Here is a 12,872-nt window from a genome sequence, read left to right on the forward strand (position 1 = left end):
ATAGAATAAGAATTATGTAAAATACTGTTGAAAAAGGCAGGAGGAATTTATGAAAAAGTTAAGTGAAATTTACAAAAGGCTCAATAAAAAGGAATGGTTTGAACCTGTATTTGTAATAGGAATGTCATTAACTGTAACACTAGGAATAGTTGTGGGTGTACATAGTGCTTTTGGACAAGCTGATGTTAGTATAGCTAACAACAAGGGTGAAGAGTATTTTTATGAAGGAAAATATGATGAAGCTATACAAGAATTTGAAACACTTCAAAGAGAAGAAGAATGGCCAATATGGAAAGTGAAACAAGCAGAAATATATTCAATTAAAGGTGATTACGATAAATCTAATTCTTTATTAAAGGAAGCTGTAATAATAAGAAATAAGCTGATTCAGAAAGAACAAGATAAGTATTCTGATAAAGATAATGAGTTTATGAATGAAGTAGTATATTCATTTTTTATAAATAAGGAGTATGAACAAGCTGTATCTTTAGGTGAAGATTATATTCTTAATAATGAAGAGTATAAACCGCTTATGAGAACTATGTTATCTATATACATGTCCTTAGATGAAAAAGATAATGCAAAAGAAATAGTTGAAGAGTATACAGTAGATGAAAATTCATCTTACGATATGTCTGTCTATGCTAATATGCAAATGGTAATAGGTGATATTAATGGAGCTCTTAGTACATTAAAAGAGGCATTTGAACTAAATAAAGATGAAATTAATATATTAGATGTAGTTAGTCAACTTGCTAACTACAATAGGGAAGAAGTTATAAATGTTTTAACAGAATTATCTGAAGATAATGATGAGGTATATAATTTATTCTTAGCAAAAGTTTATTCTATGGATAAAGATAAATATATTGAAGCAATTGATATAGTAGATTCTTTAGATGACTCATTTAAAGAAAGTCTAGTTTATAATGTATTGAAAGCTCAATTGGCATATAATATAGGAAATGAAGAAGAAGCAACTGATATAGTAAATAAGATAGTTGATAGTAAAGATAGTGGATATGCAAAATATTATATTGAAGCCACTAAATATTTAAAACAAGGCAATTATGATAAAGCTATTGAATATTCTAAAAAGAGTATATTAGAAAATAATGATTATGCTGATAACTATGGCGTTTTATTACCGGAAATATTATTAGCTAAAAATGATACTGATTGTATAGAAAGCTATTTTAGAACAGCAATATTAGAAGAGCCTTTTAATATAAGTATGATTATTAATATAGGAAATTATTATGCTAACAACTTAGGTCGATACGATAAAGCGGCACAATATTATGAGTTGGCTTCGAAAATTAATTCTAGTAATGCAGATATTTATTATCTATTAGGGAACATGGAAGTCAACCAAGAAAAGTATGATACAGCTATTGAGTACTTTGAAAAGGCTTTATCATTAGATAAAGAAAATGGTAAATATTTCAGAGCTTTAGGTACTGCATACTATAATATAGGTGATAATGAGGAATCTATAAATAATACAAGAGAGGCATATGCTTTAGATGAGACAGATATATTGGCTCTTAATAACGCAGGGTGTTATTATATGACTGTAGAAAAGGATGTATGGAGAGGATTCTCGAATATTGAAGCTGCATATGAAGAGATGCCTGAAAATATAGATTCTGATACTAAGAAAAAGATAACAGATAACTATAATCAAGCTAAAGAAGTTTTTGATAAATATATAGAAGATGAAAATATAGATATAAATATTCCAAAATTAAATTTATTCTATTAAGCATAAAAGAGTTGTAATTGCAACTCTTTTATTTTTATATTTGAAAAATAAAAATACAAAATAATAATCATGTATACATTTACAAATATTTACATATTTAATATAAAATGTTAATATTATACTGGAGTTTAGAAGTGGGGGATAAATTTAGATGTGTAAGAATTGTATTTTTTCAGAAATTAAAAATGATGAGTATGTATTTTGTAAAAATATCGAAAAATGTGTTATATGTACTGATAAGTGTAAAAGATTTATTAAAGATAGTATAAACTTAAAAGAAAACTAAAAGTAGATTTATATAAAGCTGAAGCAATGTGGATGAAATATTATTATAAGAAGAGATATAATGATATTCTAAATTGTTAGACAATTGTAAAAATTCACAAATAACAAAAAATTTACTTTTCAGATAGTAATCTTTATGATATTATAAAATAAGGAAATATTTACAAATAACTTTACGTATTATGAAATTTTAAGGCGTATATTGTAACATTAAATGAAAAGTTCAAAGAGTTTTTGATGTATTTGGGTGAGGAGGATTTGTGAAATGGCACAAGAAATTAAAAAAATAGCTTTATTAACAGGTGGCGGTGATTGTCCAGGATTAAACGCAGTAATAAGAGCAGTAACAAAAGCTGCAATTTTGAACTATGGAATGGAGGTTATAGGCTATAAATTCGGGTATAGAGGCCTATACAAAAATGATTTTGTTCCATTAACATTAGATAGTGTATCAGGAATCCTTAATAGAGGTGGTACTATACTTTATAGTTCAAATAAGGACAACTTATTTGATTATCAAGTTGAAGAAGATGGTGTAATAGTAAAAAAAGATGTATCAGATGTAGCAGTTGAAAATCTAAAAAAAGAAGGGGTAGATGTACTTATAGTTATAGGTGGCGATGGTACATTAACTTCTGCTAGGGATTTTTCAAGAAAGGGTATTAAAGTTATAGGAGTACCAAAGACTATAGATAATGACTTAGCATCTACAGATGTAACTTTTGGATTTAATACTGCGATAGATGTAGTTACTGAAGCTTTAGATAGGTTACATACAACAGCTGAATCACATCATAGAATCATGTTGTGTGAAGTAATGGGAAGAAACGCTGGATGGATAGCGTTAGAAGCTGGTATTGCCGGGTCAGCAGATGTTATATTGATTCCTGAAATACCTTATGATATAAATAAAATAGCTGAAAAAGTAAGGGAAAGAGAAGCTGAAGGAAAGAACTTTACAATAGTAGTTGTTGCTGAAGGCGCAAAACCCAAAAATGGAGAAGTGGTAGTTTCTAAGATAGTAAAAGATAGTCCGGATCCTATAAGATTAGGAGGGATTGGAAATAAACTAGCGGAAGATTTAGAAAGATTAATAGTAGATCATGAAGTTAGATGTACTGTACTAGGTCATATACAAAGAGGAGGTAATACTTCTACTTATGATAGAATATTATCAACAAGATATGGGGTAGCAGCTGTGGAGCTAATTAGAGAAGGGAAATTTGGTCACATGGTATGTTTAAAAGGTGATACAATATCAAGTGATACATTAGAAAATGTTATTGGACAACAAACAAAACTAGTTAATCCAGAGGGCGAATTAGTACAAATAGCAAAGAAAATAGGAACTACTTTTGCAGAATAATAAATAAGAAAATAGTACCTATAAAAATAGGTACTATTTTTTATAAAATTATTATCAGAAAAATTGTCAGAATACTTCAAAATTTTCTGACAATATGATATAATTTAGTAAAGCAGATTTTGTTATAGAAAGCTGGAGGGTATTATGAAAGAGATTAAGAGATATTTAGAATCAAGAATTGGAACATATGGTTTCTTCTTTGAAGATTTAAAAAGTGGGTTTGTATATGGTTATAATGAAAACGTTTCTATGACTGCAGCAGGATGTATGAAGTTACCAATAGCTGTTTCTTTAATAAAGGCTGTAGAAGACGGGAAAGTAGATTTTTTGGATAAAGTGAAAATAAAAAGTGAAGACAAAGTATATGGTACGGGTATAATACATGAGTTTAATGAAAGAGAGTATACAGTTTTTGAGTTATTGGTAATTATGCTAATACAAAGTGATAATACTGCTGCAAATAAGATTATTGATATCTTAGGAATGGAAAAGATTAACCAAGATATTTTAGAGATGGGATTGAAAAATACAAAATTAAACAGAAAGACAACTGATGAAAGAGATAATCATACAGATGTTGAAAATTTAACTAGTGCATATGATTTAAATTTAATTTGGAAGCATCTTTATAATGGTACTTTCTTAAATAAAGATAATGGTCAAATGTTAATTGATATATTAAGAAGACAACAAATAAAGAATAAATTAGCTTTATATTTATGTGATGATCTAAAATATGAGATTTCTAGTAAGACAGGAGATAAATATGGGGTAGAAAATGATACCGAATTTATTCAAGTACCAAAAGGAGACTTTTCATTTACAGTGTTATCTAGCGGTTTACCAAATAGCGTTTATGGAACAGTTACTTTAGCTAAGTGTGGGAAAATGATGTGGGATGAAGTTGCGAATAATTGGCATTAAGAATATTAGTATCATTTAAAACTATGAAGAAAAATTATCAAAAATAGCTTTCCTAGTAAGGAAAGCTATTTTTGATAATTATAGTATTTACACACAACTTAAGCTAATATTATTTTTGTGATTTTAATAAGAACTTTAATTAAGTAAATAAATGGTGTAAAATATATATAATATAAATATTATATAAAGAAGGTGTGATATGAAGAATAAAAAAGTATATATGGTCATATCAGTTATTATAATTACTATTTTATCTATATTTATAATATTAGCTTTAAAAGGTATATATGGTAATTCGTCTAAGCAAATAAAAGAGAGCTATAAATTTTTACATGATTTGCAAAAAGTTAATGCGATAGATAAAGGCCAAAGCATTGATATAAAAGACTTTCAAGAGATCAAAAGAATTAGTGAATTTTCCAATGTTAAATATACATTAGTAAATAATAACTATGTAACAGAGCTTGACGAAGGATATAATGTAATAGGTTTTTTTGAGCAAAGTGTAAATAAGGTATATAATGTTGAGAAATTAACTGAAGAAGAATGTATTGAATATGCAAATAAGTATTTAAATAGTATTTGTGAAGATGAGATAGTTTTTAAAGAAATAAAAGATAAAGATAGTAAAGAAAATCCTTTTTATACTATCTCTTTTTATAAGATGTATAATGATTATATTTGTTATAGTAGTGAGATGTTAGTTAAGATTAACAAATATGATGGTTCTTTAATTGGATACTCAAATTATTCAACTAATAATGGAGAATTTTTATCAGATATTAATATTAGTGAAGAAGAAAGTAAATATATATTCTCTAATTATATGAAAGAATTAGGATTTGAAGGTGAAATAATTGGGAAGCCTAAGATTGGATATGTGAATATAGATGGAGAGGTTAACCAAATATGTTACCTTATTATTTATAGAATTACTGAAAAAGATAATACGGTAAAGTTTAGTGATGTAATAATTAATGCTGATACAGGTGAAATAATTAAACATAGTAATAATATAATGGAGTTATTACCTGATGAGAATGTTACTAATTAAAGAAATGGACGAGTTATTAATAACTCGTCCATTTCTATTATATAGCCTCGTTAGTATTTGATACAGTATCATCTCTCCATTGTTCAACTTCATCTCCTAATTCAGGAATAGAAGAAGCATAGAATACTGGATCTTTACCAACTTGCTTTTGTGAAGCGTAATCTTTATATGCTTTAATAGCAATTTTACTTAATAGAACTATAGCAATTAAGTTAATTACAGCCATAAGTCCCATGAATACATCGGCGATATCCCATACAAATTGCATTGATGCAATTGATCCAAAGAATACCATTCCTATTACGATTATTCTATAGATATATAAATAAATCTTTTTATTTGAAATAAATTGGATATTTGTTTCTCCGTAGTAGTAGTTACCTATAATAGAACTAAATGCAAATAGTAAGATACATATTGCTATAAATGTACCACCCCAAGATCCAACTTGAGAAATTAAAGCAGATTGAGTTAATTCTATTCCAGTAAGGTTTCCACTAGCGTACTCTCCAGATAATAGTATAATAAATGCTGTAGCAGTACAGATTATTAATGTATCAGTGAATACTCCTAGTGTTTGTATTAAACCTTGTTTAGCTGGATGAGAAACTGAAGCTGTAGCAGCAGCGTTTGGAGCAGAACCCATACCGGCTTCATTGGAGAATAAACCTCTTTTTATACCTTGCATTAAAGCAGCACCTATTCCACCACCAACTATTTGTTCTATACCAAAGGCGTTTTTAAATATAAGTGCAAATAATGAAGGTATAGCAGTTATATTTTTAGCTATAACAAACATTGCAATTAATATATAAGCAGATGCCATTATAGGAACAATAACAGAAGAAATTTTTGCAACTCTATTTACGCCACCCAAAATAATTATTGCAGTTAAAATTGTAAGCACAATACCTACAACAGCTTTATTCATACCAAAAGAAGATTGGAAAGCAGCTGCTATTGTATTAGATTGTACAGAGTTAAATGCAAAACCAAAACAAATTATAATTAATATTGAGAATAATATTCCCATCCATTTTTTCTTTAATCCTTTTTCCATATAGTAAGCTGGACCACCTCTGAAAGAGTCACCATCTTTAACTTTATATATTTGAGCTAAAGTAGACTCTATAAATGCTGAAGCAGAACCAAGTAAGGCGATAAGCCACATCCAAAAAACTGCACCAGGACCACCAACTGCTATAGCGGAAGCTACACCCGCAAGGTTACCAGTACCAACTCTTGAAGCTGTACCTATACAGAAAGCTTGGAAAGATGAAACTGACCCCTTTTCAGCTGAACCCTCTCCAAGAAGTTTAAACATATCTTTTAATCTTCTAAATTGGATAAAGTTTGTTTTAAAAGAGAAATAAATTCCTATAGTGATAAGAGAAATAATTAGGACATAAGTCCATAAAAAATCATTAAAGTGTAGGATTAAACTATGTATTTTATCCATTGTGTACCCCCTATTTTATCTAAAGTTATTTTTGTATTAATATAATAATATATTAAATATGGAAAAAATGCAAGAAGTGAAAATAAAAAATTCATAAAATTATATTTCGTCTGTTAATAATCTTGAAAAATGAAAATATATGAATAACTCTTGAGATAATTATGCATAAAATAAGAGCCACCTTAATGGTAGCTCTTATCAGTTTGTATTTTATGGTGTTGGAGTTTCAGGAGTTGTCGCTCCGTTATTATCTTGACCACCATTATTTTCGCCGTTACCAGGGGTGTTTCCTGGATTTTCTGTGTCAGGATTATCGTTACCGATGCCTGGTGACTCTTCAGGTGGAGTTTCTAATTTTTTTATTGTTAACTCTACAGTACCATCTTTAACTATTTCAGTAGTGAAATTTATTAAGGTATAAGTTTTAGGAGTTAACGTACCTGAAACTGATTCGCCACCAACAAAGGTATACTTGATGCCTTTGTCATTTAAAATAACTATAGCATCATATAAATCCATGTTTTGTTTTAATCCAATTTGTGATAGTTTAATTTTTTCTTCAGGTTTAGTATCATCTTTTTCAGTTGGTATTACGTAAGGGAAGTCTGCAGCATCTTTGCTTGCATTTTCCTTCTTTATAAATACTTTTTCTTCTACTAAACCCTTTGGTGTATTATCGGTAGCAAGTTTATTATTATTCTTATTAACTTTTACTTTTACATGCACATCACAAACTGAATTTGGTTGTGTACCTTCTATAAACATTTCAGTCCTAACTCTGCCACCCCTTTGATCTTGATTACAAAGATCAGTAGCAAGTTTGCCAGAATCAATACAAATTGTTGCATTTACAATTCCAGAAGGCTTTTCAATTTCTTTATATTCTAATCCTTGATGCACTTGAGCCATTACTTTTCCCCAAAGCTCAGCAGCAGCACTACTATATCCAGACATTGGTTGAGGCATATCATAGCCTATCCAAACTGATGCAGAGTAATAAGGTGTTAATCCAGCAAACCAGAATGCATCAACATTATTAGTTGTACCTGTCTTACCAGCAACAGGAATGTCACTAAATTGAGCAGCGCCAGCATCAAATCTAGTTATAGGTCCTTTTAATATATCATACATAATATATGCAGTCTGTGGTGAGAACAATTGAGTTGCTTTTGGTTCTTTTTCAAGTAGAACTTTACCAGTAGCATCTTCAACCTTTGTGTATAATATAGGTTCGTTTCTAACACCATTATTACCAAATGAGCCAAAGGCAGAAGCTAAAATAGTTGTATTTCCACCATCTCTATCTTCAGGACTATTATCATGTTGGCCTAAAGCTATGGCTGACATAGAAGTCTTAGAAACGTCATTGTATACTATTCCAGCTTTTTCCCCGTATTCTAATGCAGTATCCATTCCGATTTTATCTACAAGTTTAACTGAAGTTATATTTTTAGAGAAGGCTATACCATCTCTAGCAGTTATAAAGCCATCAAACTTAAAATTGTAGTTATTAAGACCAGCTGTAAATCCATATTTATTTAAAATTGAAGATGAAACAGGTGCATCGTCTAATGGTGTAGCAGCTGTTATTATTTTAGTATCAATGCCAGGACCATAAACAGTTAATGGCTTAGTAGTTGACGCAATTGGTTTTAAATCATCATAAGCTCTATTTATTGAATGAGGAGGTTGTTCACCTCTACCACCTACTAAAGCAAGAACTTTACCAGTTCTATAATCCATTATTGTTGCTGCAGATTGAAGTAATGGGTATGAAACTTCCCCTTCATCTTGAACACCATTACCATTAGTGTCATCATATGTTACAGCATCTCCAGGATTAGTATCCCAATCGACGTTTAAGTTATTTCTATCATCTAAAACTGCTTGAACGGCATCTTGTATAGAAGTATCTAGAGTTGTATAAATTTTCAAACCACCATTAACAAATAATGTATTAACTTCTTCGTCTGTATATTTATATTTCTCTTTCAAGTCATTTCTTACTTGTTCTAGAGCGGGATATATAAACCACTCATATTTAACTTTATAATCAGTTGAAATTGGTTCAAAAACAAATTGATTTTCAGCAGTGAAATTATAAGCTGAATCATATTCATCTTTACTTATAAACCCTAATTCTAACATTTTCATAAGAACAGTTTCAGTTCTATCTATATAAGTATTTGGATAGTCTTTAGCTTCTGTGTTATAAGCGCTATAGTATGACGGTGCTTGAGTTATACCAGCAATATATGCGCATTCAGGTAAAGTAAGATCTATTGCTTTTTTACCAAAGAAATATCTAGAAGCAGCTTCAACACCATACACATAACCACCAAGTGGAATGGTATTTAGGTAAGCTGTGACAATTTCTTCTTTACTAAGAACTTTTTCAAGTTTTAATGCAAGATAAATTTCTTTTATCTTTCTATTAACTGAAGCTAGAGGACCGCTATCTGCTTTATTTTCATTTGAGGCTTCTTCAAATAATAAAGTATTTTTTATTAATTGTTGTGTTAATGTAGAAGCTCCATGAACACCGCCTTCTCCAGTTAGGATAACTTTTACATCTCTAAGAGCAGCACCTATAATTCTCTTTACATCAATACCTGGATGAGTCATAAAACGCTCATCTTCTATTGCAATATATGCATTTATTAAATTTTGAGGTATTTCTTCGTAGCTTATTTTATATCTTTCTTCTTGTGTTGGAATATTATCAATAACTTCACCTTTATTATCATAATACATTGAGGTTTGATTTAAATCGTGTATAGATTCTACATCTAAAGTTGGTGCAGTTTTTATAACAGCAACAACATAGCCTACCCCTACAACTGATAATAGCAAACCAGTTATTAAAATAGTAAGAAAGAAATATTTAAAAAATCTCTTCGTTTTAGAAGGTGGCAGCTTTTTTTTCTTATTTTTATTGGAGCCACTTTCCTGGTTAACTTTATTATTTTTAGGTTTATCACTATTAGCCATTTGTTCCTCCCTTTATTAAGTTATCAAATTTAAAAAATATAATATTATCTTTTATTATAGCATATTAATTATAATAATAAAATAATAAGTAATTTAAGGTGAAAGATGAGATATTATACTGAAAAACCAAGACGAGGTAAAAATAAAATTCAAATTCCCAATACGATATTTGTTATTATAGCCATTGTGGTGGCGTTTAATTCTTTTTTATATTTATTTCAAAAGAGGATTTTACCAACTGTATTAGATATAGCAGAAATTACAATGAAGGCAGAGGCTATAAAGGTTATAAATGAAGAAACAATGAGGATTTACGAAGAGAATTTTAATTATGATGATATTATGAAAATTGAGAAGGACTCAGAGGGAAACATAACTATGATAAGGTCAGATACTATTAAGCAAAATAAGCTTACTGCAGAAGTTGTATTGGCTTGCAACGAAAAACTTCAGAATTTAGGTGAGTTAGGGGCGAAAGTTCCACTTGGATATATGACTAATAATGCTTTTTTTTATAGGATGGGACCAAAGATAAATGTAAAAATGGAGCAGATAGGTAATCTTAACACAAGTTATGATTCGACATTTGAAAGCGCAGGGATTAATCAAGTTAGACATAAAATTTATTTAAATATAGATGTGAAGATGAGATTAGTAGTTCCGCTTGCTAGCAAAGACGTTGAATTATCCTGTGAAATACCTGTTTCAGAAACAATAATAGTTGGGAAGATTCCAGACACAGCTATAAATATAGGAAGATAATAAATAAAGTGCGAAGCGATTCAATGAAAAATTCTAAGTGATAAATGAAAAATTAAAGGAAGGAATTCTTTGATAGGAATTTCAAAAAAAGAAACTGCCGTAGCAGTTTCATCATTAATTTATAATTGTCCACTAAATGAATTGCTTCGCAATTCTATAAATATGATTTATTCCCAATTAAATACGTAAGGAACATTTCTGTAGAATCCATGGTAATCTAATCCGTAGCCTACTACAAATAAGTCTTCGATTTCAAAACAACAGTAGTCAGGTGTTATTTCAACTTTTCTTCTAGATGGTTTATCTAGTAATACACATGTTTTAACTGATTTTGCACCTAATTTTTTTACGTGATCAACTGCAAATGACATTGTATAGCCAGTGTCGACAATATCGTCAACTATAAGAACATTTAATCCTTCTATATTATCTGGAATATCATTTACTACTTTAACATTTCCAGTGCTAACTTCTCCGTGTCCATAACTAGAAGTAGTCATAAATCCTACTTTAGCTTTCACATCAATAGATTTAAATATATCAGCTCCAAATACAAAACTTCCTCTTAATAAAGGAAGTACATAAAGTTCCTCACCTTCGTAATCCTTAGAAATTTGTTCTCCTAATTCTTTAACTCTAGTTTTAATTTGCTCTTCAGAAAAAAGAATATTACGCTTCTTATCTTCCATTGTAAACCCTCCAGTACTATATTCCTTAAAATCACTTATGTAATAATATAATATACAAATAAGAATATGATAGAATTACTTTTAATGTATGTTTAGAGTATGCTTTAAACTATAATTTGCTTATTTTATATTGTATATATATTTTAAATATTAGCATAAATTAAATTTTTTGCAACTCTAAAATACTAGCACAAGTAAAGTAATATGGAGAATATAATACAATATAGCTTCAGCAGTTTTGTAAACTTTAAGAAACTAAAAAAACTAGATATATTATAAAGGATAAGAAAGATTTTAATAACTGTTAAAGGGGGCGTATTGAGTTGATAAAAGGTATAGATATAAGTAACTACCAAGCTGGATTAAACTTTAGTACGGCAAATAGTATGGGGTTTGATGTTTGTATAATAAAAGCCACAGAATCTACCAATTATAAAAATCCTCTCTTGTATAGTCAAGTGAATGCAGCTTTAAGTAGTAATATGAAAATTGGATTTTATCATTTTTTTAGAAATAATGGAACTGCAGAAGCACAATATTTTGTAAGTAAAATTAAGCCATATTTAAGCAATATGAAAGTTAAACCAACGATTGATATAGAAACAGCTTATTCTTATGGACAGATATTAGATTTTATAAGTTATGTAGAAAGTGCTTTAGGAGTTGAGTGTATGGTATATTGTAATTATTCATATGCTAAACAATTAAGTTTGAATAGTGAAATAGCAAAGAGAACTTTATGGTTAGCTTATTATGGAACAAACGATGGAAATTACTATGCAGCGCCAAGCAACCATGGATTTGCTAAATTTGCAGGACAACAATACTCAAGTGCTAATTATATAGGATCAGTGAATGTTGATACTAATTTATTTAATGAAAATGTATATTTAAATGGAAATGTGGTAACCAACCCTTCTATAGATAGGTCAAGTACAGAGAATACTTACACTGTAGTATATGGTGATACATTAAGTGAAATTGCAGCTAAATATGGTATTGGTACATCAACTTTAGCAAGTTTAAATGGAATTACCAATCCTAATTTGATATATGTAGGGCAGGTTTTAAAGATACCATCATCCTCTAATAATACTACAAGTGTTACCGGTGGAAATTTTAAAAGCTACACAGTAGTAGCAGGTGATACTTTAAGTGAAATTGCAGTTAAGTATGGCGTGAGTATATCTGATTTAGCAGATTTGAATGGAATAAGTAATATAAACTTAATATATGTTGGGCAGGTTTTAAGAATTCCATCAATATCAAGTACAACAACTCAGCAGACACAAAAAATATACTATACAGTAGTAAGTGGCGATACTTTAAGTGCAATAGCTTCAAAATTTGGAACAACAACTGCTGCTATAGCAAGTCTAAATAAAATATCTAATATAAATTTAATATATGTAGGGCAAGTATTAAGAATTAAATAAGTGTTTATATTATTCATTATGGGTTTTTATTAAAAGAGAATATTAAAAAGTTATATCCAATTGTAAGTTGATAAGTATTGATTTATAATTGGATTATTTTTTGAAAATATGCTTTTTATCATCTATATGGATTTATTTACT

General features: G+C 29.1%; 10 protein-coding genes. 7 read left to right on the forward strand and 3 right to left on the reverse strand.

Features of this window, described 5'->3' with window-relative positions; genetic code table 11:
- Positions 1-49 precede the first annotated feature (49 nt).
- From H8S20_RS00100 to H8S20_RS00115, 5 genes are all read left to right on the forward strand, one after another.
- Positions 50-1,765: a tetratricopeptide repeat protein gene (locus H8S20_RS00100; RefSeq protein ID WP_051986915.1), complete on the forward strand. Its 1,716-nt coding sequence runs from the start codon at positions 50-52 to the stop codon at positions 1,763-1,765.
- A 151-nt stretch (positions 1,766-1,916) separates the two neighbouring features.
- Positions 1,917-2,051, forward strand: a complete 135-nt coding sequence (locus H8S20_RS20595) for a hypothetical protein (protein ID WP_279288149.1) — start codon at positions 1,917-1,919, stop codon at positions 2,049-2,051.
- A gap of 264 nt (positions 2,052-2,315) precedes the next feature.
- Positions 2,316-3,416: a 6-phosphofructokinase gene (locus H8S20_RS00105; RefSeq protein ID WP_032119131.1), complete on the forward strand. Its 1,101-nt coding sequence runs from the start codon at positions 2,316-2,318 to the stop codon at positions 3,414-3,416.
- A 144-nt stretch (positions 3,417-3,560) separates the two neighbouring features.
- Positions 3,561-4,340, forward strand: a complete 780-nt coding sequence (locus H8S20_RS00110) for a serine hydrolase (RefSeq protein WP_032119130.1) — start codon at positions 3,561-3,563, stop codon at positions 4,338-4,340.
- 199 nt (positions 4,341-4,539) lie between these two features.
- Positions 4,540-5,394 (forward strand): hypothetical protein, encoded by an 855-nt coding sequence (locus tag H8S20_RS00115; RefSeq protein WP_032119129.1) that lies wholly within the window; start codon positions 4,540-4,542, stop codon positions 5,392-5,394.
- 37 nt (positions 5,395-5,431) lie between these two features.
- Here the strand turns inward: H8S20_RS00115 and H8S20_RS00120 are convergent, their stop codons facing one another.
- Positions 5,432-6,853, reverse strand: coding sequence for an alanine/glycine:cation symporter family protein (locus H8S20_RS00120; protein ID WP_186859001.1), 1,422 nt, complete (start codon positions 6,851-6,853; stop codon positions 5,432-5,434).
- 210 nt (positions 6,854-7,063) lie between these two features.
- Entirely contained in the window at positions 7,064-9,844 is a 2,781-nt protein-coding gene (locus tag H8S20_RS00125) for a transglycosylase domain-containing protein (RefSeq protein WP_032119127.1), read from the reverse strand.
- Positions 9,845-9,949: 105 nt separating this feature from the next.
- On the opposite strand from H8S20_RS00125, the gene yunB reads away from it, so the two are divergent.
- A complete protein-coding gene (gene yunB, locus H8S20_RS00130; RefSeq protein ID WP_032119126.1) occupies positions 9,950-10,606 on the forward strand; it encodes a sporulation protein YunB in 657 nt (218 codons plus the stop codon).
- 167 nt (positions 10,607-10,773) lie between these two features.
- Here yunB and hpt read toward each other — a convergent pair whose 3' ends face one another.
- Positions 10,774-11,295, reverse strand: coding sequence for a hypoxanthine phosphoribosyltransferase (hpt, locus tag H8S20_RS00135; RefSeq protein WP_032119125.1), 522 nt, complete (start codon positions 11,293-11,295; stop codon positions 10,774-10,776).
- Between the two features lie 323 nt (positions 11,296-11,618).
- On the opposite strand from hpt, the gene H8S20_RS00140 reads away from it, so the two are divergent.
- Positions 11,619-12,731, forward strand: coding sequence for a LysM peptidoglycan-binding domain-containing protein (locus H8S20_RS00140; protein ID WP_186859002.1), 1,113 nt, complete (start codon positions 11,619-11,621; stop codon positions 12,729-12,731).
- Positions 12,732-12,872: the final 141 nt, after the last annotated feature.

The organism is Clostridium hominis (genome assembly GCF_014287825.1).
Taxonomy (GTDB): Bacteria; Bacillota; Clostridia; order Clostridiales; family Clostridiaceae; genus Clostridium; species Clostridium hominis.

Bases quoted from the DNA above. Each gene is read 5' to 3' on its own strand.
- H8S20_RS00100 (WP_051986915.1), top strand. From the start codon at position 50: ATGAAAAAGTTAAGTGAAATTTACAAAAGGCTCAATAAAAAGGAATGG.
- H8S20_RS20595 (WP_279288149.1), top strand. From the start codon at position 1,917: ATGTGTAAGAATTGTATTTTTTCAGAAATTAAAAATGATGAGTATGTA.
- H8S20_RS00105 (WP_032119131.1), top strand. From the start codon at position 2,316: ATGGCACAAGAAATTAAAAAAATAGCTTTATTAACAGGTGGCGGTGAT.
- H8S20_RS00110 (WP_032119130.1), top strand. From the start codon at position 3,561: ATGAAAGAGATTAAGAGATATTTAGAATCAAGAATTGGAACATATGGT.
- H8S20_RS00115 (WP_032119129.1), top strand. From the start codon at position 4,540: ATGAAGAATAAAAAAGTATATATGGTCATATCAGTTATTATAATTACT.
- H8S20_RS00120 (WP_186859001.1), bottom strand. From the start codon at position 6,853: ATGGATAAAATACATAGTTTAATCCTACACTTTAATGATTTTTTATGG.
- H8S20_RS00125 (WP_032119127.1), bottom strand. From the start codon at position 9,844: ATGGCTAATAGTGATAAACCTAAAAATAATAAAGTTAACCAGGAAAGT.
- yunB (WP_032119126.1), top strand. From the start codon at position 9,950: ATGAGATATTATACTGAAAAACCAAGACGAGGTAAAAATAAAATTCAA.
- hpt (WP_032119125.1), bottom strand. From the start codon at position 11,295: ATGGAAGATAAGAAGCGTAATATTCTTTTTTCTGAAGAGCAAATTAAA.